Raw genomic sequence first — 25779 nt, 5'->3', positions numbered from 1 at the left:
TTTTTAAGCACACTTGTCTTTTATCTTCATTTTTTCTCTTCATAAACACTCTGTCCTGTCGTTATACAAATGACGCCCTCCCGGTTGTTAATCAGGTTAGACGTCATTATCGTGAGCTAATAAAAATAAAAGCAAGGTCGTATTCCATGGAATTATTTCTGCATACTTTTGACGCCAATAGTCATACCAACTCTGAAAGTCCGCATTTTTCAGGCATTAACACCGCATCTTTCAGTTATGAGACTGAAGCAGAACTACTGCAGATTTTAGACCGTGTCATTGCCGAAGAGCCTGCACATACGCTCAGAGATACCTGGGTGCTGGTGTCACAGGACAAGCAGGCCATGCATCCAATGGAAGCCTTGCAGGCCACCATGCCATTCAATACCTTTTATGCTCGGCATAAATACCCGTGGCTGCTGTCTGAGCTGACGCCACATGTGCAAATGCATTATCAACCGATTGTCGACTTTGGCCAGAGTGGCAAAGTGTTTGGCTTTGAAGCCTTGTGCAGACTGAAAACACCAGAAGGCAAGTGGCTCAACGGCATGGAGGCTTTCGCCCTTGCCGCTGAGGTTAAACGCAGCCACGAGTTAGACCTGGCCTGCCAACAGTTGGCGCTGATGGGCAAGTCACAATCAATTTCTGTGGACAAGCCCCTCTTTATTAATGTGCTGCCACAAACAATCATGAGTCCAGGCTGGCTCAATTTTATTTTAAACCTATTGAACCAGCAGCAGATTGATCGACGAGATATCGTCATCGAAATTGTTGAGAGTGAAAAAACCAATCCCGAAGTACTGGCGCGTTACTGCGATGAAATCCGTATGCATGGTCTGCGCATCGCACTGGATGACATGGGTTCCGGTTTTAACGGTTTGCGCATCCTGGCTGAGGTACGGGCTGACTTTATCAAGATAGACCGTGCCATTGTGCATGAAGCACAAGGCAGCCGTGTGCGGACAGTGTTACTTGAGGCGATTATTTCGATGGCGCAACGACTGGGATGCACCATTATCGCTGAAGGGCTGGAGCGCGTAGAGGATATTACCTATTGCCAGGATTTAGGCCTGCATTATGCCCAGGGCCACTATTTTGCCCAGCCACAAAGCACGCCGAGCGACAAGGTGGCGGCACTGCCCGTACGGGATGAAGCCCACCGTTCGCATATTCCTGATGATTTTCATATTGGTGAATATATTAGTCACGGCTTGACAATTGATGTCAGCAGCACGCTGGCTGAAGCCAGACGCTTGTTTAACGCGCATGCCGATATTGCAACGGCGGTGGTGCTGGACGGACAAAAACCGCTGGGGGTATTGCGGCGGGGCAAAGTATTCTCCAAGAAACCCACAGGCCTGGGCGCTTGTTGCGACCCCTTGCCCAAGGTCATCAACCATAAACTGCCCTCTTCGGTGTTGGCGCGCATTTTTTATCTGGAGCGTGGCAATATCGACATCTGGATCACCGTCAATGACGAAGGCGGCTATGTCGGTATCTTGCAGCCGATGGAAATCATGGCTCAGTTGATCAGCCGCAAAACTGCTACCGGCAATCTGCATCCCTTAAGCCATCTGACCACGGGCCCGACACTCCGGCAAACCCTGGATAACAGCTTGCGTAACAATCCCAATACGCAACTGATCTACATAGATCTGGATCATTTCAAGGCCTATAACGACCGCTACGGTTTTATCCGTGGCGATGCCATGATACGACTCCTCTCCGAAATCATCCGACAGGAGTTTCAGGATAAAGCGGGCGTGATGGTGGGCCATATTGGTGGCGATGACTTTGTGCTGATCTATGATCATAAGGCGCCTACCCTTAATGACACCTTATTGCATATCATTAGCCAGTTTCAGGCCCTGGCCGTGCATCTGTATGACGCGACAGATCTGGAACGAGGATTTTTTACTACTGAAGACGGTAAGGATCACCCGGTCGCCAGTGTCTCGATTGCGGTGGTGAATGGCAAACAAGGCAAGCTCGAAAACAGCGTCATTGCCGCGGAACGCGCAGCGCTGCTTAAAAAGATAGGCAAAGCCAATATCGGCAGCATTGTGGTTGTAGAAGATACGCCGCCACAAACCATCCTGCCGAAAAAAGAATTTTATTCAGACTGGCAGCAAAAAGCACTGTCCGCCTTACAGTCGCTGCTACACACGCAACGCTCGACAGGCGCCCATGATTTGGATAGCTGCTTTGCCGAATTCCCCTTCTTTGAGGTGATCTTTGAGTTAGAGCCAAACGGTGTACAGCGCTATGCCAACTGGATAAATCCCAACATGTATGGAAAAATCAAGGCTGGCGGTGCAGGCATAGACCGGAGCCAACAAGCCTATTATCGTCGCGTGGCAGAAACTCAGGCGCCTTATATTTCAAGCATTTATCTGTCTACCGCAACCGAAGACTTCTGCCTCACGGTCTCTTTGCCAATTTTGGGTGAGGACGGCCAGCTGGCTAGTATTTTAGTCGCAGATATTAATATTGCGGCGATGGCGGTACTCAGCAGCAAGCGCAATTAGCTGAGCGGCAAGCGCAATGATAAATTGGCGCGGAATCTGCTCAGTTATAAATACGCCAGCAAGTCCTGGGGCTGCTGTATACAGCCATCCGCACCCCATGCCTCAGGCCGATCCATGTCTGACAGGTAGCCAAACAAAGCCACCAGCGTTGTCATGCCCGCTGCATTACCGGCCTGCACATCTCGCTCGGCATCGCCAACATACACCACCTGTTCAGGATCAAGCTGCATATGTTCACAGGCCAATAACAGTGTTTGGGGCGCCGGCTTGGGCTGGGGCGCATCATCCCCGCTGATGACCGCACCCGCGCGGCTATCCAGCGCCATGTGTGTAATCATAGGCAAGGTAAACCGGCGTGGCTTATTGGTGACGATGCCCCAGCGCAGCCCCCGCTGCTCAATCTCCTGTAACACCTCTGCCATGCCGTCAAACAATTGTGGCTGACGGGTCATGACTTGCGTGTATAACTCCAGATATTCAGTGCGCATCTGTTCAAACTCAGCATGATCCGGTAACAGACCAAATCCAATTTCCAGCAGCCCTCGAGACCCATGCGAGGCATAGGGGCGAATCGTCGCTTCTGGTAAAAAGGGCAATCCATGCCGTTCACGCTGCAAATTAAGTGCATATGCCAAATCTGGAGCGGTATCTACCAACGTCCCATCCAGATCAAATAATACGGCTTGCATGTGCTCAACCCTCTTTTACCGCATGCAGCATGTAGTTGACGCTGGTATCTGTTGTCAATTTATATTGTTTACTGAAAGGGTCATAAGTGACGCCTGTCTGATGCTGTAACTCCAGTCCAGATTGACGTAACCAGCTCGCTAATTCAGACGGCTTGATAAACTTGCTGTAATCATGTGTGCCTTTGGGAAGCAGATTAAGGACATACTCAGCCCCGACCACCGCCATCAGGTATGCCTTGGCATTGCGATTAAGCGTGGAAAAAAACAATTGCCCCCCCGGCTTGACCAGTGCAGCGCAAGCACGCACCACGCTGGATGGGTCGGGAACATGCTCCAGCATTTCCATGCAGGTCACCACATCAAACTGCTCCGGCATTTCTGCAGCGAGCGCTTCCACGGCAATACAGCGATACGAAATCTGGGCCCCTGCTTCAAGCGCATGTAATTGCGCCACCTGCAGCGACTTTTCTGCCATATCAATCCCCATCACGTGGGCACCACGTTGTGCCATGGACTCGCTCAGAATACCGCCACCACAGCCGACATCGAGGACCTGTTTGCCCTTAAGCAATGCGCGACTGTCAATATAATTTAAACGTATTGGGTTCAACTGATGCAAAGGTTTGAAGACACCTTGCTGGTCCCACCACTGGTGTGCCAGTTCAGCAAATTTGTTTACTTCTGCAATTTCGACATTGGCCATGATGTTTTCCTAAACAAAATTAATCTGCGGGCTGTTGCATCTTGAGCTGCCACTGCAAAGCGATAGACCGTAATGCCTCGGTCTCAATGCCTGCAAATTCTGGCTGGCCATCTGGTAAGCGCTGATAACGTAATTGTCCATTGACCCAGGTATGGGTAACCTGCTCGCGGCTAGCCACATACACCAGATGAGAAATCGGGTCAAAACAAGGCAAGCTATTCAGCTCATCCAGACGAACCGCAATCAGATCAGCCTGCTTACCGACGCTAATGCTGCCAATCTGTGCTTGCAACCCCAGTGCCGTGGCTCCATTAATGGTTGCCATCTGTAGCGCCTGATAAGCTGGCACAGCCTCTGCCTGTTGCGCTGCTACCTTGGCAAGCAAGGCTGCCGTGCGCATTTCCTGCCACAAATCGAGCCGGTTATTGCTGGCGGCACCATCAGTGCCTAAACCGATATTGATCCCCGAACGCAGCGCAGATGCCACCGGCGCAATCCCACTCGCCAATTTCAGATTAGAACTTGGACAATGCGCGATATGCGCGCCTAGCGTTGCTAGGGTCTCCTGTTCATACTTTTCAAGGTGTACTCCATGCGCCAACACGGTGCTGGGACCAATTACCCCAAGCGCTTGCAAACGCTGCAACGGCCGTACACCAAATTGCTCCTGACTTTGCGCAATTTCCGCCTGGGTTTCATGCAAATGCGTATGAATCCCCAGATTCAACTGTTCGGCAAGTGTGACAACGTCGGTAAAGGTTTGATCACTCACCGTATAGGGGGCATGCGGCGCAAAAGAAAAACTGATAGAGGACTCGGATTTATACTGATCGCGTACTTCTGTGCCCAAGCGGATATATTCACTGGCAGTTGCCGCATAATTAGTGGGAAACTCCATGATAGTTAAGCCAATATGTGCACGCATCCCTGTGCGTTTGGCAGCCTCTATGGTTGCTTGCGGAAAAAAATACATATCGTTAAATGTGGTGATCCCGCCTGCCAGCATTTCTGCACAAGCCAGCAGGCTACCATCTTGTACGAAAGCGGGTGAGACCCATCTCTTTTCTGCAGGCCAGATATGCTCATTCAACCACGGCATCAACGCATAATTATCTGCATATCCCTTTAACAGGTTCATACTGCTATGAGCATGCAAATTGATCAGCCCGGGCATCACGACATGATGTGAACAATCCACGGCGGGCCAGTCAACCGCCCAATCCGGGATATCGGATTTGGGTACAATCGCCTTGATTTTTCCAGCATCCACAAGAATTGCATGCTGCTCCCGCACTTGTGGCCCTTCATCCATAGTAACGAGCCAGCGTGGTTTGATGATAAATTGGGATTCACTCATGCTTGGATTATAACTGAGGCAGGCTGGCAAATTGAAAGTCCGCCTGCGTGCAGCAACAAAAAAGCCACGCAATTGCGTGGCTTTTTTAAACTCACAAGTCAGTGCTTATTGGCAACCTTCTTGTTTCGTACCTTCTGCACGGATTTCAACGCGGCGGTTAGGTTGCAGGCAAGAGATCAATTTCTTGCTTACTTTTTTACCTTCGCACTGAACCACTGGCTCAGATTTACCTTTACCTTCAGCAGTGATCAAGCTGCTGTCTACACCTTGAGCAACCAAGTAGTCCGCCACTTGTTTTGCACGGCGCTCAGACAACTTCTGGTTGTAAGCATCTGAACCGATACGGTCTGTGTGACCAGTGACGATCACAGCTTTGATTTCAGGGTTTTCTTTAATCTTCGCGGCAACCGCATCCAATGTAACGCGGCCTTTTTCTTTCAGGTTTGCCTTGTCAAAACCAAACAACTCTTCAGCAGATACAGTCACAGTCTCATTCACTGGCTTGCAAACAGGTGCTGGTGCCGGAGCTGGTGCTGGTGCCGGAGCTGGTTCAGCCGCAGCAACAGGTGCTGGTGCTGGCTCTGGTGTTGGCTCTTCAACCACTGGTGCTGGTGCACCAAAGCGGAAGATACCACCCAAATTAACCAAGGTGTTGTTGATTGTACCATCGGCATCCACTGTGCCAGCAGCGTTACGCGCATCAGCACGGCTCCACTGGTGACGTACATCTGCCTGAACACCAAATTTGTCGTTAAACAAATATTGAGCACCCAAACCAACGTTTGCCATCCAAGAAGTGTTTGATTTGTCAGTCAGACCAACATTGCTGTAGTCAACGTTGTTGCGTGCTGCGCCAATCCCAGCCAGCAGGAATGGGCGGAATTTTTCGCGGCTAAACATGTACAATGCGTCCAAACCCAAAGTGGTTTGTTTGTACTTGCCACCTGCGCCAGCAATGCCTGTATCTTCATCAGCACGGTTATAACCCAGACGACCTTGAATGTCCCAGTGCTCGCTCAGCTCTTTACCAATGGACAAGAAACCACCACGGGCATTGTCAGCTTCGAGATCACTGTCAGTGTGCATGTAGCTGGCACCTGGAACAACATACCAAGCACCGCGGTACATGTCTTCAGCTTGCGCAGCTTGCGATGCAAAAACAAATGCAGAAGCAATTGCCAAGCCTAAAAAACTTTTTTTCATTCATTGACTCCTTTGTTATTGGGCATTTTCGCCACATCTTTGAAAATACTTACAAACCCAACTATACGCAAACAGTGCAAGAGGCGCAAGCCTAGAGAGCTACAAGCCCAAGTATTTATTGGTTTAGGCGCTCATTTTGCAACAGTTTCCTGACAGCTGCCTGACAACGCTCACAATCGATTCAGCCAACAGGTTTGATTGCCTTAACCCTTTTTCACATAAACCACTACGAAAACCCAAAAAGTCCGCCTCTAACGAACACAATTGCGCCAAATACGCCGGTCTGAGTCCGCCGGCCACCCCGACCATTAACTGCAAGCGTCTGGCCATCTCGGTAAATTTCTGAATATGCAATATAGAAACGCAGTCCAAGACTGAGCTAGACTTGTCTATCGTGTCGACCATAACCCCAACATACCCTTGTGTGGCGAGCTTGTTCAAGCGCAACTCAATCGTAGATGTTTGCAATAAACTATCGGGGCTAAACACCGCAACCATCCGCGTGCCTGCCGCAAGCACTTGGCTAATCGCCGCTGTAAACAAAGGATGATCCCAAATGGCTTCCGGCAGCTTAATAATGTCCACGCCAATCTCAAGACGGGATTGGATCAACTCCAGCAATGCAGCCACGGATTCAGCAGTATCGCCCACGGTGGCACTGACCAGAATGTCCGCATGAGCATGCTGCTTTTTGTAACCATTCACTGCCTGCATGATGGCAACTGACTGCGACATACTTAATGCAGAGAGCGCACCATGACTGGTGTCTTTCAAATCAATCAAGCTGACTCCAGCGGCCAGTACCAACTGCGCCTCGACAACCGAATTTACACTGACTAATATGCGCATAGATATCCTTATGCCTGCTGCATGCCTGTTTGCTGTGCCTGGTGGTTGTTAACGCAATCCACCAGCCATTGCCAGGCTTCAAGCTCGTTGGGGCCAGCAGTTTTATCAATCGCAATTTGTAAATACTGCATTTCTTGTGTAATTTTCTCAGCAGGCAACAGATGCAGCCTGCTGACAAGTACGGCCAATTCAACCACTGCCGCCTGGGCACGGTTAAAGCCCATAAATGGCGCATGTGTCTGACTTTCGACCACTTGCATCCATAATTTTGGTCGATTTTCATCCGGTTCGACTGTATCGAGGCTTAATACATGATGCGCCAGACAGTCACTGAGCCGCACGCTGTGGCCATGCCCGACTGGCAAGGTGGAAAACATTTTTTTTCTGGCAATAGCGGCAGCAAAAACACGAACATCATCAGTCAGATTTAAGACGGCCGACCGGGTCTGTAAAATATTCTGTAAGGTAGTAGAGGGCTGGTAAGGCATGATGAGCACGCGCCCTGCCTGCCATTGGATCCCAAACGGCGCAATGTGCACCTCACCTTGAGGAGAGCACGTGGTGATGATGGTTTCGTAAATCATTCTTTGTTTTCCGGGCTGTTTAATTTACCGTCGGCCTCTTTTGCTGATGCGTGAACCCTGGCACCACTGGCTTGATCAGGTTTGGCCGTTTCCTGACGCTCTTTGATAGACGCCTCACGATGCGCGACTTTAGCTTGCTTGTTTTGGGTGACCGAGGCAACGCCCCACTCCAGCATTTCATCCTGCACATAGCGCTTTTTAAGTTGCCAGGCAATTTGCGCGCGGGCCAGCTCTACCCCCAAATAAAACGCATGCGAAGCATCGTCTTGTACCTGCAGTTCTGGATAAAATACATAGGGATCCGTCGCTTGCTGCAGACCATCCCGATTATAGACATGTACACCCGCTTCGCTCACCATGATGCGAAAACTGGGATCCTTGATTTGCCTGGCCATCTCGCCAATTTCCGCCGCACTGTAAGGGAACGGCTTGCGATCATGCAGGCCAAGCAAGCCCGCATCATAGCCACGGGGCAACCGTTTGTCCTGCTTGGCACGGTACATGACACGGCGGGCGATATCAGCCTCAGCCACAGCCTCGCAGGCATGTGCGCTGACCGAGGTCGCCAAGACAGCGTTGATATTCAGTTCACTGATCATCCCGAACAGCATAGCGTTAATCCCGGTGGTGTCGGCATCTGTCAATTCGGTCAGATTGCCCACGCCCATCATGATCGCGATATCCGGATATTTTTTGCGTAGCTTGTGATAACGTACAATCGATTCGGTGAAACCAAAATGGATGGGATCCAAAATAGGATCGGCAATAAACGCAAGCTCCCGTTTAAGGCAGTACTCGATGGCCCGTTGCAAGCTGGGCATGCTGCCAGGCTTGGCTGGAATCAACACGGGGGTAGAAGCGACTTCTTCTGCAATCCAGAGACTGTTTTCATGCAGGCTTAAGAGGTAATCGGCACCGGCTTTACCCGCTGCCAGCAGATCGTCTTCACGCATGGAATCTACACTTACCTGAAAACCTGCTGACTTGAGCGCACGTACGCTCTCTGTCATGTGCGCAAATGCTTTTCCCGGCAGGCAGCCGAGGTCGATGACATCGGCCCCCTGCTGTTTGAAATGCTGCGCTTTGGCGATGATTTGCTCAACCGTCAGATCTGGTGCATCGACGATTTCAGCAAAAATCCGCACACTATGCTGGCTTAAATCGGGCACTTTTCCTTGCTGTCCAAAATATTGTGGCAAATCCTTCAAGTCTTTAGGTCCTCGCTCTACCGGCACACCCCACTGCGACTCCAGCAGGCCGAGATCGCCCTGACAGAGACCAGGTAAAATGACTTTATCAATATTCTCGACTTTGGGTAAGCGGCGGGCGATCAGGGGTGGCGTCATCAATGCCGCGACAGACACCCCGATCTGTTTCACTTCATATTCAAACGGAGACTGTTTACTGTCGGCCTGTATCGCTTGTAATACCTGATGCAGACTGTGTTCTGCCAGTTTTCCGGTAAGGAACAGCAGTCGATTCATGGTGTTAGTCGTGAGTGTGCTCTACCTGTACGCCCTGGTGCAAATGCAAATCATGCACGGCTGCCAGACGCGCCATGATCGCATGCTGCAAACCAGCCATGTCTTCAACGACCGTGGTGTCCGCAAAGCGTTTTAACTGGGCCACATTATCCAGGTCGATCTGGCGTGGATAGACTTTAACCACATTGTCTCTGGGTGCTTCCGACTCCAACTCTGGCGCCGTATCACATGCAAACACAATGCTTTGGATCCGCGTTTTACCTGCTTGCGCGAACAGATTGGTCACCAGGCTATCAGAAAAACCATACGCCATTTTGGCTATGGTATTGGAAGTCGCCGGCGAGATCACCAAGGTGTGATACACGCCCTCGTAAAATCGCTCCACCGGCACGCTGCTGGCAGTCTTGTCCTGATAGACTTTATGCCCTGTCGCCTCTAATGCAGCCTGAAAACCGTATTGCTGAATAATTTCTGCCGCCGCACGGCTCAGGTAAATATCGACCTCCTGCAAGGTTTGCAGAATGGCCAATGACTCTCGCAGATAATGGCCGGAACCGGTAATTGCCCATGCCAATCGTTGTGCACGCATATCAAGTCACCTTACTCAGGCGAAAGGATGTTGCAGCACGATGGTTTCATCCCGCTCCGGGCCAGTCGAGACAATGGCAATCGGCACGCCACAGACCGCTTCCAGTCGCTTGAGGTAATGCTGCGCATTTTTGGGTAATGCATCCCAGGTTTTGACACCGAAGGTGGTTTCGCTCCAGCCTGGCACGGTTTCATAAATCGGCTCACAACGGGCGACGTCATCTGCACCGACCGGCAGCATATCAACCACTTTGCCATCCAGCTTGTAACCCGTGCAAATATCCAGTGACTCAATGCCATCCAGCACATCCAGCTTGGTGATACACAAGCCCGTCAAGCCATTGATTCGCGCAGAGCGACGCAAGGCGGCAGCATCAAACCAGCCACAGCGGCGTTTACGTTTGGTCACAGTCCCGATTTCCTGTCCCTTGTGAGACATCTGGTAACCTGGTGCGCCTTCTGTTTCAATATCCAGCTCGCTTGGGAAAGGGCCGCCACCCACACGCGTCGTGTAGGCTTTGGTAATACCAAGCACATAGTGCAGCATGTTGGCACCAACACCTGTCCCTGCTGAGGCTTGACCAGCGATACAGTTGCTGGAAGTCACATAGGGGTAAGTACCATGGTCCACATCCAGCAAGGTGCCTTGTGCGCCTTCAAACAGCAAGTGTTCGCCACGGGCATTGGCTTCATATAACGCCGCAGAAATATCAGCCACCATCGGCTTCAACGCCACGGCGTGCTGCATGCTGGCATCGTATTGCTGCTGGAAATCTACCGCAGCAGCACCCAGATAATTGGTCAATACAAAATTGTGATAATCCATGACTTCGCGCAGCTTTTCGGCGAAGCGCTCAGGGTGGAACAAATCATAGACACGCAAGGCGCGGCGTGCGACCTTGTCTTCATAGGCAGGGCCAATGCCCTTGCCTGTAGTACCAATTTTTTTCTCGGCGCTGCGCTTGGCTTCACGTGCCAAATCAACCGCAACGTGATGAGACAAAATCAATGGACAGCCAGGACTGACTTTGAGACGGTTTTTAACATCCAGCCCGCCTTGTTCCAGCGTGGAAATCTCATGCAGCAAATGGGTGGTATCCAGCACCACGCCATTACCGATATAGCAATTGACGCCATCGCGCACAATACCAGAAGGCACCAGGTTTAACTTGTAGACTTTTTGCGCATCCCCTTGGCCGACGACCAGGGTGTGACCCGCATTGTGACCACCCTGAAAACGCACCACGCCTTGCGCATGGTCGGTCAGCCAGTCAACAATTTTACCTTTACCTTCGTCGCCCCATTGGGTGCCAATCACAACGACGTTCTTTGCTTGCTTAAATTGTGTCATGTTCAATCAATATCTTGTCTATACAAATTAAAGAGGCGGCGTATTACACAGCCACCACTTGCCAGCGACCATCCACCTTTTGCAGCAGACGGTCACAGGCCAATTCAGAATAATCCACCTGCGCATCAGGCAAGGCTTCAACCACCACCTGACCTTGCGCGCGTAAGGTCTCTATCAGGGCTACCAAGTCAGCATCCTGCGTTGCAGGCGCCAAAATCCCTTTGTCCATGGTCGCAGGGCCCAAGGCGAGTAAAGCACCACGCAGATCCAGGCTAAAGCCTGTCGCCGGACGTGCCCGGCCAAAGGCAGCCCCCACCTCATCATAGCGGCCACCCAGGGCAATGGGGCCAGCATAGCCTTTGGCATAGGCAGCGAAGACGATGCCGCTATGGTAGTGATATCCACGCAACTCACTTAAATCAATGGTCACCGTCACATTACGATCACCCAGCGCTTTCGCGACTGCCTCCAACTCAAGCAAAGCCTGTTCAATCTCTTCTGAGTCAGGCAATACTTCACGCGCCTGATCCAACACCTCAATGCCACCATTGAGTTGGGCCAGGGCAATAAAAGCTTGCCTGGATTTTTCGGGCAAATTCACCACCAGTTGCTCTACCAATGAAATGTCTTTGGCTTGCAAAGCCGCTTGCAGGGCTTGTTCTTGCGGCAGGCCTAATTGCGCGGTATGCGACAGGCTGGCGAAAATCGCTGCATGACTCAGGTCCACAAACAAGGTTTGCATGCCTAACAACTGCAAGGCTTTGACCATCAGCCGCTGCACTTCAATATCGCTGGCAATGCCGGCATGACCATACAATTCTGCACCGAGTTGCAAAGGCTCACGGGTGCGCGCCAGGCCATCCGGCTTGGTTCTCAAAACGGTCCCGGCATAACACAAGCGCGAGACACCGGCATGATTGAGCATATGCGCATCAATGCGCGCAGCCTGTGGCGTCGTATCAGCGCGCAAGCCCATCAAGCGCCCGGTCAGCTGATCCACCACTTTAAAGGTGGCGATATCCAGATCGTGACCGGTCCCGGTGAGCAGGGATTCAACATATTCCATCATCGGCGGCATGACATACTGGTAGCCATGGACACGGAACAAATCCAGCAGTTGCCGACGGTAGGACTCAAGCCGTGCTGCTTCAGCAGGCAGCACATCTTCAATATATTCAGGGAGTAACCAATTATGCATCCCGCCATTATACCTGCAAACCCCTGCCGAAAGCACGGCTTTAGCAACCTGCCAGCAAGTCGCGTCAGCCTTGCACTCCGTTAAAATCCAAACAAAAAAGCACACGCAAGGTGTGCTTTTTTTAAAACGCTTAACCATATCAGCTTGGTGGCATTCACCCGTTAACGATTTAACCAGAGAATGAACAAACCAAACAGCATGGAAATAAAACCAATGAAACGGATTTGACCATCCCGCAGTTGTAGCATTCGCTCAAAAGTATTGCGCCAGGCTTTGGTTAATAACAGCGGCATCAAGCCTTCAATCAGCAACACGCCGCCCAGCACACTCCACCACCAGTTCATGGCGCAAGTATTACTTTTTACCGCTGCTACGCATGTATTTAAAGAAGTCTGAACTTTGGTCAATCACCATCACGTCAGACTTGCTCTTGAAGCTGTTTTTGTAAGCTTCCTGGCTGCGGTAGAAGGCATAAAACTCAGGATTTTTACCAAACGCCTGGGCATAGACTTCTGAGGCCTTGGCATCGCCCTCGCCTTTAATTTTCTGCGCATCGCGATAGGCTTCAGCAATAATCACTTCACGCTGCTTGTCAGCATCGGCACGAATTTTTTCTGCCGCCGCTGCACCTTGTGAGCGCAACTCATTGGCCACCGATTTACGCTCGGCCTCCATGCGTTGATACACGGATTCGCTGACTTCTTTCGGCAAGTCTACGCGGCGCAAGCGCACGTCCATAATCTGGATGCCCATTTGACGGCTTTCCTTGTCTGCACGCTGACGCAGGATTTCCATGATCTGCGAACGCTCGCCAGAGACGACATCGTGGATGGTGTGTTTACCAAATTCCGCGCGCAAGCCGTCATTGACCATCTGCGACAAACGACGCTCGGCCTGCACTTCATCGCCACGCACAGAAACGTAGTATTTGGCCGGGTCGATAATGCGCCATTTCACAAACGAATCCACCAGTACGTTTTTCTTTTCACTGGTGATAAAGCGGTCTGGCTCTTCCCAGTTCAGCGTCAGAATACGCTTGTCGTAATAGCGGATGTTCTCCACCATAGGCATCTTGAAATAAAGACCAGGGTCTTTTTTCACCGAGACAATTTCGCCCAGACGGAAGACCAGCGCATATTCACGCTGATCGACCGTATATGCTGATGATGTCACCAAGACCAGCAAGACAAACACCCCAATTAACAAACTTCCAATATTTCTCATCATGTATTTTCCTTGAGGGGCAGACTAGCGATATTCGCGATCACGACTACGCATGGCATCCCTGGAGCGGTCTAGCACACTCGCGTCAGTCGGTGGCTCTATGGCTGGCTTATCCGCCGAGACGGCAGACCCAGCTGCGGCATTACTGCCTGCACCACTCATGCTCATGAGTTTATCCAGTGGCAAATACAGCATGCTGTTGCCATTTTTCTGATCAACCAGCACTTTGCTGGTATTGGCCAAAATATGTTCCTGCGTATCGAGATACAAACGCTGGCGGGTCACTTCAGGCGCCTTGTTGTACTGCGCCAGAATCTGCTCGAAACGGTCTGCATTACCCTTGGCTTCGTTCTCCACCCGCAGCTTGTAACCCGCAGCCTCTTCTGCCAACCGCGACGCCGTACCGCGTGCTTTAGGAATCACATCATTGGCATAGGCCTGACCTTCATTTTTCTGGCGTTCCAGATCCTGCTTGGCCTTGACTGCATCATCAAATGCCGCCTGTACCTGTTCTGGGGGCTGTGCATTCTGCATGGTGACGTTAACAATATTGACGCCGGATTGATATCTGTCCAGCATGTCCTGCATGAGTTTTTTCGCTTTGGCAGCCACATCATCCCGGCCTTCATACAGCACGAAGTCCATCTTGCTCTTGCCTACCACTTCGCGGATGGCTGTTTCTGCCACACCACGCACGCTTTCTTCGGTGGAGCGGTTGCTAAACTGATAATCTTCCACCGACTTAAGGTTGTATTGCACAGCCACCTGCAAATCAATAATGTTTTCATCATCGGTCAACATTAAAGACTCTTTCAGCTCTTTGCTACGGCCAGATTCGCCCTCATAAGAACGGTAGCCCATTTCAATGGTACGCACCTGCTCGAGGTTCACATTTTCCACGGTCTCAATCGGAAATGGCAAATGCCAACGCGGGCCAGGCATGGTGGTTTCCACATGTTTGCCAAAACGTAACACCACACCGCGAGAGCCCTGGTCAACAATATAAAAGCCAGAGCCCAGCCAGATCAGCGCCACCAACCCTAAAATCGGGGCCACTGGCAAGGATTGTGGAGCAGGTGCTGATCCACGCGGACCACCCTGCCCGCCTTTATTGTTGCCAAATAACCGGTTCAGCTTTTGATTCAAATCCTTGAACACCTCGTCCAGATCGGGCGGGCCTTCATTGTTTTTATTCCAAAAGCCTGGAAATTTTTTCATGCGTGTACTCCGTATGTTTTGATCTTTTTAAACGTAAGCACTTTCTTCGGTGCTGAGTTTTTTCAGGTATTGCTGATGCTCTAACAGCGCCTGGCGTAAATCCTCTATGCCTATGCCATCCCTGGCTGACACACGAACAGTTCGGATATTACCATACTCGTCGCGGTCGATTCCGGGCGGCATGCCCATGCGGTCAATCTGGTTGAGCACCAGAATCTGTGGGACCCTGGCAGCACCAATCTCGTTCAATACGATATTGACTTGTTCGATTTGCGCATCGCGGTTCGGACTGGCCACATCAACCACATGCAGTAATAAATCGGCCTGCGCGGCCTCTTCAAGCGTCGCACCAAAGGCTTCAATCAAAGTCGTAGGCAAATGCTTGATAAAGCCGACCGTATCTGACAACACCACCGGATAACCTTCCGGCAGGTGCATTTTACGAGAGGTGGTATCCAGTGTGGCAAACAGCTGATCCGCCGCATAGACACCCGAGTGTGTCAGGCGATTAAACAAGGTGGATTTACCCGCGTTGGTATAGCCGACCAGAGAAACGGTCATCAGGTTGGAGCGTTTGCGCGCACGGCGTTGCATGCCACGTTGCTGCTTGAGTTTATCCAGTTTTTCACGCAACTGCTTGACGCGCACGCGCAGCATGCGTCGGTCCAGCTCGAGCTGGGTTTCACCAGGGCCGCCTCGCACGCCAATCCCGCCCTTTTGTCGTTCAAGGTGGGTCCAGCCACGCACCAACCGCGTAGACAAATGCTCCAGTTGGGCAAGCTCGACTTGCAGCTTACCTTCGTGCGATTGCGCACGTTGGGCAAAGATATCCAGAATCAGGCCGGTGCGGTCTACCACACGTGCTTCAAGCAACTTTTCAAGGTTGCGCTGTTGCGAGGGGCTCAAGTCGTGATTGAAAGCAGCGACTTTGCTGTCATAGGCGGCCATCAAGGCCTTTAACTCATCCGCCTTGCCAGAGCCGATAAAGTATTTGGGGTCAGGCGCATGACGCTTGCCTTCCAGCGTCGCTGAGATATTGAGGCCAGCAGTCCCGGCCAGGTGGCGGAGTTCTTGCAAACTTTCTGCGTAGTCAGCATCACCAAAGTTGACGCTGACCAGAACGACGGCATCTCCGCCGCTTGGTCTATCAAACATGCATTAAGATTCTTGAGCGGCGTCGTGCGATCCGAGGCTGACTGGACGTGCAGGAACGATGGTGGAAATGGCGTGCTTGTACACCATTTGTGTCACGGTGTTTTTTAACAAAATGACATATTGATCAAAAGAATCGACCTGCCCTTGCAATTTAATGCCGTTTACCAGGTAAATGGACACTTGAACGTGCTCTTTTCTGAGTGCATTCAAAAACGGATCTTGCAGCATTTGGCCTTTATTATTCATGGAATTGCTCCTTGTTTGTTTTAATCGTATTGGAGTTTTATTATCTTGAACACCAATCCCTCATAGTGACTATGATTGTACTAATTTGTTCCTTTTTCAATCCCCGCGCTTTACTTTTTTGGAAATAAAGCGCGGATGCGCTGCAGACAAGCCTCTTTACCCAGAATTGACATCACCTGATCAATACTAGGCGACTGTGCTATGCCGATCAAAGCTACCCGCAAAGGCATCGCCAGCTTGGGGAACTTGATCTGCTGCTCAGTGACCACCTGATTTAGCGCATCGTGAAGCATATCGGCAGTCCAGTCAGAATCTTGAGTTTTTTCTAAAAAAAGTTCGATATAGCCGGCGGTTTCCGGCAACACATGTTTGGTTTTATCCGCCTCGTTGATTTCAGGCATCTGGTAGAAGAAGGCAATTTCCCTAGCCAGTTGATTGAGGTTATTGGCACGCTCACGGTATAAATTCAATACTGCCAGCAAATCTGGCGACTGTGTTTCTGTGACGCCTAATGCAGTCAAACGGGGTTTGACTTCATCGGCAATCCGCTCCAAGGGCAAGGTTTTAATGTAATGCGCATTGAGCCAGTTGAGTTTTTCAGTATTGAACTGTGCGGCGGACGGCGTGATATGGTCCAGATCAAACCACTCACAGAACTGCGCCATGCTGAACACTTCATCATCGCCATGCGACCAGCCCAGGCGCGCCAGGTAGTTGAGTACCGCCTCACGCAAATAACCGTCTTCATGGTATTGCATGACGCTCACGGCACCATGGCGCTTGGACAGCTTCTGACCATCATCGCCCAAAATCATGGACAAGTGCGCATACTGCGGCACCTGTGCACCCAGTGCCTTGAGCATATTGATCTGGCGCGGAGTGTTGTTGACATGATCATCGCCGCGAATTACTTGCGTAACGCCCATTTCCCAGTCATCCACCACCACACAGAAGTTATAGGTTGGCGTACCGTCAGCCCGCGCAATAATCAGGTCATCCAGCTCGGCATTGGCAATCTCAATGCGACCCTTGACCATATCCTCCCAGGCCACCACGCCTTCGGTCGGGTTTTTGAAACGCACGACCGGTGGCACATCCTTAGGCGGCTCAGGCAACACTTTACCGGGCTCAGGCCGCCAGCGGCCATCGTAACGCGGCTTCAAACCCTGCTGCATCTGGCTTTCACGCAAGGCATCCAGCTCTTCTTTGCTGCAATAGCAATAATAAGCATGGCCAGCATCCAGCATCTGCTGGATCATTTTTTTGTAAGTCTCCATGCGCTGCATTTGGTAAAACGGGCCTTCGTCATGATCCAGCTGCAACCAGGCCATGCCATCCAGAATGGCCTGCACGGCTTCCGGCGTGGAGCGTGCAACATCCGTATCTTCAATACGCAAAATAAACTTGCCGCCATGGCGCTTGGCATACGCCCATGAGAACAAGGCGGTACGCGCACCGCCAATATGCAGATAACCGGTAGGACTGGGGGCAAAACGGGTTTTAACAGCTTGCATGATGACTCTTGAAATTAAAACAGGCGTGCATTTTAACATGCCGCCTGTCAACACCGTGTTTAGTCTGGTTAAGATTGAAGCCGTGGGCGCAGAGGACGCATTGAAGCTGGTTTAAAATCACGCTAAGATGCGCGTATGCAAACTGCGCCATTAGATACAAACTTGGAAATTCATGTAGGCGAGCTCTATGGCAAGCCAGACGCCGATGGCCACATTGCCGTCTTGTATCACGTGCTGGCTGTTCACCAACAGGGCATCACCTTGCAAAATATGGACAATCCACTCAGTCAGTTTGAGACCACAGCCGGCAAGCTGCTGCAATCCGGCTACATCCGCCTGAGTCAAACACCTTACGTCAACTTGCAACAGGCCAACAAACGCAAAAAAAATGCGGCCACCAAGCTCACACGCTGTCCGTTTACCACGGATATTTTTGCTGAACGCGCGGATAGCGAACGGCCACAGCTCGCCATTTAAAAAGACGATAGGCTAGGCCGTTGCCTGCCCAAGCTGAAACGCGTCAACCTTTTTCTCTCAACGCTGATTGACCACCATTAAAGCGATGCACTTAAAAACCTGTCTGATTTAAAGTGGCCTGAATTAACGCCTTGGCCTAGCAGCCCTAAAACTCCGGTGGCGCCCCGATCAAATCATGGCCTTGCGCATCGATAATCTGTACATCCACAAAATCACCCGGGTTCAAGCCATCTGCATCTTGTAGATAAACAATGCCATCAATTTCGGGCGCATCTGCCTTGGTACGGGCAATACCGATGATGTTTCCATCGTCATCTTCAGTGAGTTCATCCACTAGCACGGTTTGCAGGCTGCCGATTTTAGCCGCCACCTTGGCGGCACTAATGCGTTCCTGCACTTCCATAAAGCGGCTAAGGCGCTCTTGTTTGATTTCTTCAGCCACCGGATTAGGCAAATGGTTGGCCGTAGCCCCATCCACGGCCGAATAGGCAAAGCAGCCGACGCGGTCCAGCTGCGCTTCTTCCATAAAGTCGAGCAGCATTTTAAAGTCATCTTCAGTCTCGCCGGGGAAGCCGACAATAAAGGTGCTTCGGATAGCGATTTCCGGGCAAATCTCACGCCAGGCCTTGATCCGGGCCAGGTTGTTTTCACTGCTGGCCGGACGCTTCATGGCTTTGAGCACCGCCGGGCTGGCATGTTGGAACGGCACATCCAGGTACGGCAAAATCGCCCCTTCGGCCATCAATGGGATCACGTCATCAACATGTGGATAGGGATACACATAGTGCAAGCGCACCCAAACGCCCAGCTCGCCCAAGGCTTTACTGAGTTCGGTCATGTGCGTTCTAACTGGCCTGCCGTTCCAGAAGCCTTTGCGGAATTTCATGTCCACGCCATAGGCAGAGGTATCCTGCGAAATGACCAAAATTTCGGAGACACCAGCATTCACCAAGCTCTCAGCCTCATTGAGCACGTCACCAATCGGACGGCTGACCAAATCGCCGCGCATGCTGGGGATAATGCAGAAGCTGCAACGGTGGTTACAACCTTCTGAAATTTTAAGGTAAGCATAGTGCTTGGGCGTGAGACGGATGCCTTGCGGCGGCACCAGGTCGGTGTAGGGATCGTGCGGTTTGGGCAGGTGTGTATGTACATGCCCCATCACCTCTTCCAGGGCATGCGGGCCAGTCACGGCCAACACGTTGGGATGTGCGTCCGTGACCACGTCTTTTTTCGCGCCCAGGCAACCGGTCACAATCACCTTGCCATTTTTGTTGAGCGCCTCGCCAATCGCATCCAGTGACTCTTGCACCGCAGAGTCAATAAAACCACAGGTATTCACCACCACCAGGTCAGACTGCTCGTAACTGTTGCTGATTTCATAGCCTTCGGCCCGCAATTGGGTCAGGATACGCTCGGAATCGGAGCCTGCTTTGGGGCAACCCAATGAGACGAAACCAACTTTAGGTGAACTTTGCATGATGCTTCCCTCTTAACCTTCTACCAACCATTTGGTCAGGGCAACTGAAGCCACCCCCAACACAATTAACAATAACTGATTCATGGTATCGCGCAATGCAGTACGCTTGTGCAAGCCTGGAATCAGATCCGCCACCGCCACATAGAGCATGCTGGCTGCGGCAAGACTCAAGATATAGGGCACCCAGTGCTGCACCGCATGCAGCGCAAAATACGCAATGATACCGCCAAGCACGGTGGCCAGGCTGGAGCCAATATTGAACAAAAAGGCTTTTTGTTTACTGTAGCCGGAATGTAACAAAATCAGAAAGTCGCCGACTTCCTGCGGAATCTCATGGGCGATAATCGCCAGTGCAGTCACCACGCCCACCTGCATATCCACCATAAATGCCGCGCAGATCAGGATGCCATCAACAAAATTGTGAAAGGTATCGCCTACCATGATCATCAAACCACTGCGGCCACCATCATGGCCGTGCGCGTGACCATGTAAATGAGGATGCCCTATCATCTGGCTAGGCTGCGCCGCTGGCAATCTGAACTTGATTGCGCCTTGCGGCTTTTTGGTAACAGGCTGGCCTGGATGCAACTCGGGGCAATGGGCCTCGTCATGCATGGCATGTATTTCACAGTGCTCGCCATGACAATGCCGCCACAGCACCAGTTTTTCCAGCGTAAAAAACAGTAGCACACCAAACAGCATGGTACCGGTCATCGCCTCGATATTGGGGCTGCTTTCAATCGCGTGCGGCAAAATCTCAAGAAACACCGCGGCCAGCAAGGCGCCAATCGCATAACTCACCAGCAAAGGCACCCAATGCTTTTGAGCATTGAGCGCAAACAGGGCTGCGACACACACACTGAGCACGCCCCCTAGCAAACAGGCCAGCATCATGCCGGTAAAAGGCGAAATATCAGTCAACAAAGGGGTCAAAGCAAGCATGCCGAGTGATTAAAGGAAGCCGCGCATTATACGTGAGTTATCAAAAAAACAAAGCATAAACAATTAGTTAACGCGTGCAGATGCCAGGTCACCTGGCTCAAATAAACTGCGCAATAATGTAGCCAATCACAATGCCGATCAGCAAGGCCATGGTCAATCCGCGGTAGGTCAACACATCCCGTGAGTAACCACGTCGAATGGCAATGTAAGACATCAGGTAACCTACGGCATTGAGCAGCCAGATAAAGCCAAAGCTGAGCACCTTGACAATGATTGGGCCAATCAATGGCACCAGGCCGATCACGCCGATCAGCCACACCAGCAACCCTGACAACAGGCCGAACAACAGCGTGACCGCCGCCAGTACCCGCGTATCCCAATGGAAATGCTGCCCCAGTAAAAACAAGCAAAGCAAAGCCACCGCGAACAACACCATTTGTGGCCAGGCGCGCAATGTACTACGCGTAGCGCTCACCTCCCCTGGTGTATTTGCCGGGTGCCGTCTGGCGCGCAATCTTTTCATCATAAGACACTGTCCGCACATAGCCCGGCCACCAAGGCAGGCAAGTCAGGCACAGCGTCGCAGCACTGCCAATGCGGTTGACGCAAGGCCACATCGCCGGCATAGCCCCAGGTCACCAGCACGAAGTCCATCAGGTTGGCCTCGGCCGACTGGCCATCTTCAAGACGGTCACCGATATACAGGCAATCCTGGATTTTTAAATCATGCTCGGCGACCACGCGCCCTATCATCTGCGCTTTAGACTTCAATGCCGGGCTGAAATAATCCAGTGCATAGACGCCCGCAAAAAAGTCCTGCCAGCCCAGATAGGCCATAATTTTTTCAGTCGGATCAAAGCGTTTATTGGTCGCAATATACAGCGTATAGCCCTCTGCCTTGAGTTGCTGCAGCATGGCAGTAACACCATCAAACACCACCGACTGCTGATAACCCGTGCTGTCATAATGCTGCTTGAAAGCTGCGGCCAAGGCGTTCAACACAGCCGCATCTTCGCTGCCAGACAGCCGTTTAAGCGTTTCCATGAGCGGCGGGCCAATCACCTCATTGCCCAACGCAATCCTGAGTGGCGTATTGGTCGAACGGAAAGCCAACTCAAAACAATTCAGAATACTGGGTGCGGAATCGATGAGCGTGCCATCGAGGTCAAAAATCAGATGTTTTTTCATTATTTAAATAATATATTGGGTTGAGCCACAGAGCACTCAGAGATCAATCTCTATCAACCAGCTTGCAATAGCGCAATATTGACATACTCAAGCGTAGAATCCTCGTGAAGATCCAATACGTTCGTGCCTGACGCTGCATCCACTATGGCGAAATACACTACTCCAGCCAAATCAAGCTGGCCATACGCCCAGTATCGCCATCACGCCTAAAGCTGAAAAACGTCTCTGGTTCACGATAAGTACAGCGTCCACCGCCATAGACCTGCGTCACTCCCAGCCTGGAAAGCCGTTGTCGCGCAATCGCATACAAGTCTCCCAGCCATTTTTCGCCATGCGCCTGAAATGCATCTTCTGCCTGTTCATCTTGCGCCATAAATTGCGCGCGCACTTCACTCCCCACTTCAAACGCTTGCGGGCCAATGGCCGGACCTAACCAGGCCATGAGCCTGGCGGGCTCAACCGGCATGGTTTTTACCGTCGCCTCTATCACCCCGTCACACAAACTGCGCCAGCCAGCATGCACAGCCGCCACCACACTCCCCGCCTGATCACAGAGTAATACAGGCAGGCAATCGGCGGTCATGGTGACGCAGACCACCTGTTTGCGGGTGCTAAAACTGGCATCTGCGCTTTCCAGACATGAAGATAACGCAGCATCAATTACGCGCACCCCATGCACCTGGTTAAGCCACACCGGCTCACTCGGCAAATAAGGACTCAGTAATTGTCTGTTGGCCGCCACATGCTGAGGCAAATCCTTCACATGATCCCCCAAGTTCAGACTGGCATAGCTGCCCTGACTAACACCGCCAAGACGTGTGGTTTGCAAGGCCTTCACGCAAGCAGGCGCGGGCCAATCAGGCAAAATAACAGGCAAATCAGCCATTATGCCTCATCCTCTTCGCCTTCTTCATCCCAGGCATCCTCATCCAGCTCAGCATCGAGATCTTCGTCAAAATCTTCATCGCCCCAATCTTCGTCATCTTCACCAATGAACAAGCCGTTTTCATCCACATTGAAATCGACAGGCGCCAGCGGCTCATCGGGCAAGTCGGTCGTGCGCATAGCGTCTAATAGTTCACGCATGTCATCAGCAAGCTCAATCTGCCATTCCATGGGCGCATTCGTCACCGGATGAATCAAGCCGAGCTTGATCGCATGCAAGGCCTGACGCTTGAAATTGCCGATGACCTCACGCAATTCCGGCGTCATCATCTTGTGCGGAATAATATTGCCTATGCCATACAGCGGATCACCGACCATAGGCGCTTTCAGATGCTGCAAATGCACGCGGATCTGGTGGGTACGACCGGTTTCCAGGTTGCAGCGCAAATAGGTATTGGTGCCAAACCGCTCAAGGATCTCGTAATGCGTGATGGCGGGTTTACCTCGTCGCACCACCGCCATTTTGGTTCTGTGGTGCGGATGGCGGCCTATCGGCTGATCCACCTTACCATTACGCCACAACTGGCCCCAGACGATGGCCCGGTACTCACGTTTAACCGTGCGCGCCTGCAACTGACGCACCAGGCTGGTCTGTGCTTCCAGCGTTTTGGCAACCACCAGCAAACCGCTGGTATCCTTGTCCAGCCGGTGCACAATACCGGCACGTGGCACCTCTTTGAGCGCTGGCCAGTGAAACAGCAAGGCATTGAGCAAGGTGCCGCTCCAGTTGCCGGCCGCCGGATGCACTACCAGACCAGCAGGCTTGTTAATAATGATCAGTGCATCGTCTTCGTATACAACATCCAGTGCAATGTCTTCTGGCTCAAACGCATTGTCCTGCGCATTTTTAGGGGGAGTCACCACCAGTCGCTCGCCCCCCCACACCTTGGTTTTGGCCGTGGGCGCCTTACCATCGAGCAAGACCAGACCTTCTTTTATCCAGGCCTGCAGGCGGCTGCGAGAATGGTCTGGCAACATCTGCTGCAAGGCCAGGTCCAGGCGCTGCCCGCCAAGGTTGCTGGGGACGACCAGCTGTAAGGAGGTGCTTTCTTTCATATTTTCAAACAGCATCAGTTATAATGCTTTGAGTTCCCTTGATAAAACAACATAAATCAACATGCTTCGCATTTTACCGCTTAACACCCTGTTCACGCGTGCTTTTATTTTGATTGGCGCGCTGGCCTTGAGTGCCTGTGCCATTTTCGGCAATCCGAATCCTCCTGACGAAACCAAAGGCTGGAGCGAACAACGCCTTTATGCCACGGGCCAGGAAAAAATGGTTGACCGTAACTATGACAAGGCGATTGAGTACTTCCAGAAGCTGGAGGCACGTTATCCGCATGGTGCGTATGCGACGCAGTCCCAACTCGAAGTTGCTTATGCCTACTACAAAAAATCAGAGCCGATTCTTTGCCTGTCTGCGATAGACCGCTTTATCAAGCTGCACCCTAATCACCCCAACCTCGATTACGCCTACTACCTCAAGGGCCTGGCCACCTTTAACGAGCGCGGCGTCATTGAAAAATATACCAAGCAAGAAATTAACGACCGCGACCCTAAAACTCTGCGTATTTCGTTTAACGCCTTTAAAGAACTGGTTGAACGGTTCCCTACCAGCCGCTATAAAAACGACGCCACCCAGCGCATGATTTACCTGGTCAACACACTGGCACTGCACGAAATGCATGTCGCGCGTTATTACATGCAACGCAAAGCCTATGTGGCCGCACTCAACCGTGCTCGCTATGTGCTTGAGACCTATCCCAATTCCAGCGCCATCGAAGATGCGCTGGTCATGGAGATCAGTGCTTACGATGCCATGGACATGACAGATCTGAAAAATGAAGCGCTGCGTGTTTTAAAAACCAACTATCCTGATAATCCTATGATTGCCGGTAAGGTTCAGGAAGAAGAAAAAGTCTGGTGGAAATTCTGGGAAAGCTTGTATTAAGCGCCTTCCATCCCCTAAAAAAACGCCAGTCTGCTGGCGTTTTTTATTGCCCATTCGTGATCACCGCCTGCGGCAAGCGCTTAAAGTGACGGCATTCAGCGGCCACGGCTGCCTTTTCAAACGGATGATCGTGATAGACATGGCGTCCGCGTAACAGCTGCCACAGTCCAGCCAGCAAATAGGCCGGAATAAAAAACAGGCCCCAGCATTCAGCTTGCCGCACATGCGTATGCTCATGTACGCGCAACTGCTGCAAAGCATGCGCGGAATAGCCAAGCACCACGTGACCGAATGTTATCGCAGCAAAGCCGCTATACCGGGCCAAGCGGCTGGCCAGCCAACCGCCAGAGACTTCCAGCACGCCCTCCACTTGTTGCATTCGCGCGCCCGTCAGCATGAGCAGGCTGGCAAAGAGCAATCCAAGTACGGTATTAGGTGCGGCCCACAGATAGCGCAAACAATCCACGATAAATTTAGGCATAGGGCAGGAAATTGCGCAAAGAATGAAAAGATACCGGGTTAAGGGAGCCGATTTAAGCGCGATTGACGCCAGTACAGCAGCATGCCAACCAGCATATTTAGTGTCCCCTGCCAGACGGGCAAAAACAGGAAAATCAGGCCGCCCTGCGCATCGGGATACATGACCACAGTCTGGAAATATAGCCAGGCGACGACAGCCACTTCAATCACGCTAAAGCTCAACCATTGTTTTTGTATGCGCGGATGCTCAAAAAAATAATAGCCTGCATGCAGCGTCAGATAAGGGATTATCGTCCATAAAGTGATCAGCAAACCGCTCGCGCTTTCCAAAAAAGCAAATCCGCGCGCAGCATATAGCTCAAAGCCAACTGCCAACAGGGCACCTATCATGGCCGTAATCATGAGCGCTGATTTGAACATGCGCT

The 25779-nt window shown here is 51.6% G+C and carries 27 protein-coding genes; 3 read left to right on the top strand and 24 right to left on the bottom strand.

The window, feature by feature from the left end; translation table 11 throughout:
* Positions 1-146 precede the first annotated feature (146 nt).
* Positions 147-2528, top strand: a complete 2382-nt coding sequence (locus ACT53D_RS03560) for an EAL domain-containing protein (RefSeq protein WP_194747729.1) — start codon at positions 147-149, stop codon at positions 2526-2528.
* A 44-nt stretch (positions 2529-2572) separates the two neighbouring features.
* Here ACT53D_RS03560 and ACT53D_RS03555 read toward each other — a convergent pair whose 3' ends face one another.
* The 16 genes from ACT53D_RS03555 to gltX all read right to left on the bottom strand — a co-directional run bounded on the left by ACT53D_RS03555 (position 2573) and on the right by gltX (position 17891).
* Positions 2573-3217: an HAD family hydrolase gene (locus ACT53D_RS03555; RefSeq protein WP_476154510.1), complete on the bottom strand. Its 645-nt coding sequence runs from the start codon at positions 3215-3217 to the stop codon at positions 2573-2575.
* Between the two features lie 4 nt (positions 3218-3221).
* A complete protein-coding gene (ubiG, locus tag ACT53D_RS03550; protein WP_476154508.1) occupies positions 3222-3920 on the bottom strand; it encodes a bifunctional 2-polyprenyl-6-hydroxyphenol methylase/3-demethylubiquinol 3-O-methyltransferase UbiG in 699 nt (232 codons plus the stop codon).
* Between the two features lie 19 nt (positions 3921-3939).
* Complete coding sequence (locus ACT53D_RS03545) at positions 3940-5277, bottom strand: TRZ/ATZ family hydrolase (RefSeq protein ID WP_476154506.1); 1338 nt, start codon at positions 5275-5277, stop codon at positions 3940-3942.
* A gap of 105 nt (positions 5278-5382) precedes the next feature.
* Positions 5383-6480 (bottom strand): OmpA family protein, encoded by a 1098-nt coding sequence (locus ACT53D_RS03540; protein WP_476154504.1) that lies wholly within the window; start codon positions 6478-6480, stop codon positions 5383-5385.
* A gap of 123 nt (positions 6481-6603) precedes the next feature.
* Positions 6604-7329 (bottom strand): (5-formylfuran-3-yl)methyl phosphate synthase, encoded by a 726-nt coding sequence (locus ACT53D_RS03535; protein ID WP_476154502.1) that lies wholly within the window; start codon positions 7327-7329, stop codon positions 6604-6606.
* Positions 7330-7337: 8 nt separating this feature from the next.
* A complete protein-coding gene (locus ACT53D_RS03530) occupies positions 7338-7913 on the bottom strand; it encodes a DUF447 domain-containing protein (RefSeq protein ID WP_476154500.1) in 576 nt (191 codons plus the stop codon).
* Positions 7910-9397 (bottom strand): DUF6513 domain-containing protein, encoded by a 1488-nt coding sequence (locus ACT53D_RS03525; protein ID WP_476154498.1) that lies wholly within the window; start codon positions 9395-9397, stop codon positions 7910-7912. The genes ACT53D_RS03530 and ACT53D_RS03525 overlap by 4 nt, the downstream gene beginning before the upstream one ends.
* A 4-nt stretch (positions 9398-9401) precedes the next feature.
* Complete coding sequence (locus ACT53D_RS03520) at positions 9402-9986, bottom strand: flavoprotein (protein ID WP_338654317.1); 585 nt, start codon at positions 9984-9986, stop codon at positions 9402-9404.
* Positions 9987-10001: 15 nt separating this feature from the next.
* The gene (locus ACT53D_RS03515; RefSeq protein WP_194747738.1) at positions 10002-11336 is read right to left on the bottom strand and encodes an adenylosuccinate synthase; all 1335 of its coding nucleotides are present in this window, start codon (positions 11334-11336) and stop codon (positions 10002-10004) included.
* A gap of 43 nt (positions 11337-11379) precedes the next feature.
* Positions 11380-12534: an ATP phosphoribosyltransferase regulatory subunit gene (locus ACT53D_RS03510; protein WP_194747740.1), complete on the bottom strand. Its 1155-nt coding sequence runs from the start codon at positions 12532-12534 to the stop codon at positions 11380-11382.
* A gap of 161 nt (positions 12535-12695) precedes the next feature.
* Positions 12696-12878 carry a DUF2065 domain-containing protein gene (locus ACT53D_RS03505; protein WP_194747741.1) on the bottom strand — a complete coding sequence of 61 codons (183 nt, stop codon included), beginning with the start codon at positions 12876-12878 and terminating at the stop codon, positions 12696-12698.
* 10 nt (positions 12879-12888) lie between these two features.
* Positions 12889-13758, bottom strand: a complete 870-nt coding sequence (gene hflC, locus ACT53D_RS03500; protein ID WP_194748434.1) for a protease modulator HflC — start codon at positions 13756-13758, stop codon at positions 12889-12891.
* 24 nt (positions 13759-13782) lie between these two features.
* The gene (hflK, locus tag ACT53D_RS03495) at positions 13783-14976 is read right to left on the bottom strand and encodes an FtsH protease activity modulator HflK (protein ID WP_476154495.1); all 1194 of its coding nucleotides are present in this window, start codon (positions 14974-14976) and stop codon (positions 13783-13785) included.
* A 27-nt stretch (positions 14977-15003) separates the two neighbouring features.
* Positions 15004-16131, bottom strand: a complete 1128-nt coding sequence (hflX, locus tag ACT53D_RS03490; RefSeq protein ID WP_476154493.1) for a GTPase HflX — start codon at positions 16129-16131, stop codon at positions 15004-15006.
* 3 nt (positions 16132-16134) lie between these two features.
* Positions 16135-16377: an RNA chaperone Hfq gene (hfq, locus tag ACT53D_RS03485; protein ID WP_194747747.1), complete on the bottom strand. Its 243-nt coding sequence runs from the start codon at positions 16375-16377 to the stop codon at positions 16135-16137.
* A 110-nt stretch (positions 16378-16487) separates the two neighbouring features.
* The gene (gltX, locus tag ACT53D_RS03480) at positions 16488-17891 is read right to left on the bottom strand and encodes a glutamate--tRNA ligase (RefSeq protein WP_194747749.1); all 1404 of its coding nucleotides are present in this window, start codon (positions 17889-17891) and stop codon (positions 16488-16490) included.
* Between the two features lie 135 nt (positions 17892-18026).
* On the opposite strand from gltX, the gene ACT53D_RS03475 reads away from it, so the two are divergent.
* Positions 18027-18368 (top strand): hypothetical protein, encoded by a 342-nt coding sequence (locus tag ACT53D_RS03475; protein WP_476154491.1) that lies wholly within the window; start codon positions 18027-18029, stop codon positions 18366-18368.
* 145 nt (positions 18369-18513) lie between these two features.
* On the opposite strand, the gene rimO is transcribed toward ACT53D_RS03475, so the two are convergent.
* From rimO to rluD, 6 genes are all read right to left on the bottom strand, one after another.
* Positions 18514-19848, bottom strand: coding sequence for a 30S ribosomal protein S12 methylthiotransferase RimO (gene rimO / locus ACT53D_RS03470; RefSeq protein WP_275355431.1), 1335 nt, complete (start codon positions 19846-19848; stop codon positions 18514-18516).
* A 12-nt stretch (positions 19849-19860) separates the two neighbouring features.
* Entirely contained in the window at positions 19861-20790 is a 930-nt protein-coding gene (locus tag ACT53D_RS03465) for a ZIP family metal transporter (protein WP_275355432.1), read from the bottom strand.
* 97 nt (positions 20791-20887) lie between these two features.
* Complete coding sequence (locus ACT53D_RS03460) at positions 20888-21316, bottom strand: hypothetical protein (protein WP_194747757.1); 429 nt, start codon at positions 21314-21316, stop codon at positions 20888-20890.
* On the bottom strand, positions 21313-21978 hold the full coding sequence (locus ACT53D_RS03455) for an HAD family hydrolase (protein ID WP_476154488.1): 666 nt from the start codon (positions 21976-21978) through the stop codon (positions 21313-21315). Before ACT53D_RS03455 ends, ACT53D_RS03460 begins: the two co-directional genes overlap by 4 nt.
* Before the next feature lie 157 nt (positions 21979-22135).
* Positions 22136-22864: a peptidoglycan editing factor PgeF gene (pgeF, locus tag ACT53D_RS03450; RefSeq protein WP_476154486.1), complete on the bottom strand. Its 729-nt coding sequence runs from the start codon at positions 22862-22864 to the stop codon at positions 22136-22138.
* Complete coding sequence (rluD, locus tag ACT53D_RS03445; RefSeq protein ID WP_275355438.1) at positions 22864-23994, bottom strand: 23S rRNA pseudouridine(1911/1915/1917) synthase RluD; 1131 nt, start codon at positions 23992-23994, stop codon at positions 22864-22866. Before rluD ends, pgeF begins: the two co-directional genes overlap by 1 nt.
* A 46-nt stretch (positions 23995-24040) precedes the next feature.
* Between rluD and ACT53D_RS03440 the strand changes: the two genes are divergently transcribed.
* A complete protein-coding gene (locus tag ACT53D_RS03440) occupies positions 24041-24874 on the top strand; it encodes an outer membrane protein assembly factor BamD (RefSeq protein ID WP_338654338.1) in 834 nt (277 codons plus the stop codon).
* Positions 24875-24917: 43 nt separating this feature from the next.
* Here the strand turns inward: ACT53D_RS03440 and ACT53D_RS03435 are convergent, their stop codons facing one another.
* Entirely contained in the window at positions 24918-25355 is a 438-nt protein-coding gene (locus ACT53D_RS03435; protein ID WP_379076009.1) for a hypothetical protein, read from the bottom strand.
* Positions 25356-25393: 38 nt separating this feature from the next.
* The gene (locus ACT53D_RS03430; RefSeq protein WP_379076006.1) at positions 25394-25774 is read right to left on the bottom strand and encodes a hypothetical protein; all 381 of its coding nucleotides are present in this window, start codon (positions 25772-25774) and stop codon (positions 25394-25396) included.
* Positions 25775-25779: the final 5 nt, after the last annotated feature.

Source organism: Methylophilus sp. DMC16, from assembly GCF_056314045.1.
Note: the sequence above shows the minus strand (reverse complement) of the source record. Positions and strands in the feature narration are given on the sequence as shown.

Coding starts and splice junctions, on each gene's coding strand:
- rluD (WP_275355438.1), bottom strand. CDS start 23,994: ATGCTGTTTGAAAATATGAAAGAAAGCACCTCCTTACAGCTGGTCGTC.
- rimO (WP_275355431.1), bottom strand. CDS start 19,848: ATGCAAAGTTCACCTAAAGTTGGTTTCGTCTCATTGGGTTGCCCCAAA.
- ACT53D_RS03455 (WP_476154488.1), bottom strand. CDS start 21,978: ATGAAAAAACATCTGATTTTTGACCTCGATGGCACGCTCATCGATTCC.
- ACT53D_RS03540 (WP_476154504.1), bottom strand. CDS start 6,480: ATGAAAAAAAGTTTTTTAGGCTTGGCAATTGCTTCTGCATTTGTTTTT.
- ACT53D_RS03530 (WP_476154500.1), bottom strand. CDS start 7,913: ATGATTTACGAAACCATCATCACCACGTGCTCTCCTCAAGGTGAGGTG.
- ACT53D_RS03465 (WP_275355432.1), bottom strand. CDS start 20,790: ATGCTTGCTTTGACCCCTTTGTTGACTGATATTTCGCCTTTTACCGGC.
- ACT53D_RS03435 (WP_379076009.1), bottom strand. CDS start 25,355: ATGCCTAAATTTATCGTGGATTGTTTGCGCTATCTGTGGGCCGCACCT.
- ACT53D_RS03430 (WP_379076006.1), bottom strand. CDS start 25,774: ATGTTCAAATCAGCGCTCATGATTACGGCCATGATAGGTGCCCTGTTG.
- ACT53D_RS03555 (WP_476154510.1), bottom strand. CDS start 3,217: ATGCAAGCCGTATTATTTGATCTGGATGGGACGTTGGTAGATACCGCT.
- ACT53D_RS03475 (WP_476154491.1), top strand. CDS start 18,027: ATGCAAACTGCGCCATTAGATACAAACTTGGAAATTCATGTAGGCGAG.
- gltX (WP_194747749.1), bottom strand. CDS start 17,891: ATGCAAGCTGTTAAAACCCGTTTTGCCCCCAGTCCTACCGGTTATCTG.
- ACT53D_RS03560 (WP_194747729.1), top strand. CDS start 147: ATGGAATTATTTCTGCATACTTTTGACGCCAATAGTCATACCAACTCT.
- ACT53D_RS03520 (WP_338654317.1), bottom strand. CDS start 9,986: ATGCGTGCACAACGATTGGCATGGGCAATTACCGGTTCCGGCCATTAT.
- ACT53D_RS03515 (WP_194747738.1), bottom strand. CDS start 11,336: ATGACACAATTTAAGCAAGCAAAGAACGTCGTTGTGATTGGCACCCAA.
- ACT53D_RS03440 (WP_338654338.1), top strand. CDS start 24,041: ATGCTTCGCATTTTACCGCTTAACACCCTGTTCACGCGTGCTTTTATT.
- pgeF (WP_476154486.1), bottom strand. CDS start 22,864: ATGGCTGATTTGCCTGTTATTTTGCCTGATTGGCCCGCGCCTGCTTGC.
- hflX (WP_476154493.1), bottom strand. CDS start 16,131: ATGTTTGATAGACCAAGCGGCGGAGATGCCGTCGTTCTGGTCAGCGTC.
- ubiG (WP_476154508.1), bottom strand. CDS start 3,920: ATGGCCAATGTCGAAATTGCAGAAGTAAACAAATTTGCTGAACTGGCA.
- ACT53D_RS03510 (WP_194747740.1), bottom strand. CDS start 12,534: ATGCATAATTGGTTACTCCCTGAATATATTGAAGATGTGCTGCCTGCT.
- ACT53D_RS03525 (WP_476154498.1), bottom strand. CDS start 9,397: ATGAATCGACTGCTGTTCCTTACCGGAAAACTGGCAGAACACAGTCTG.
- hfq (WP_194747747.1), bottom strand. CDS start 16,377: ATGAATAATAAAGGCCAAATGCTGCAAGATCCGTTTTTGAATGCACTC.
- hflC (WP_194748434.1), bottom strand. CDS start 13,758: ATGAGAAATATTGGAAGTTTGTTAATTGGGGTGTTTGTCTTGCTGGTC.
- ACT53D_RS03535 (WP_476154502.1), bottom strand. CDS start 7,329: ATGCGCATATTAGTCAGTGTAAATTCGGTTGTCGAGGCGCAGTTGGTA.
- hflK (WP_476154495.1), bottom strand. CDS start 14,976: ATGAAAAAATTTCCAGGCTTTTGGAATAAAAACAATGAAGGCCCGCCC.
- ACT53D_RS03505 (WP_194747741.1), bottom strand. CDS start 12,878: ATGAACTGGTGGTGGAGTGTGCTGGGCGGCGTGTTGCTGATTGAAGGC.
- ACT53D_RS03545 (WP_476154506.1), bottom strand. CDS start 5,277: ATGAGTGAATCCCAATTTATCATCAAACCACGCTGGCTCGTTACTATG.
- ACT53D_RS03460 (WP_194747757.1), bottom strand. CDS start 21,316: ATGATGAAAAGATTGCGCGCCAGACGGCACCCGGCAAATACACCAGGG.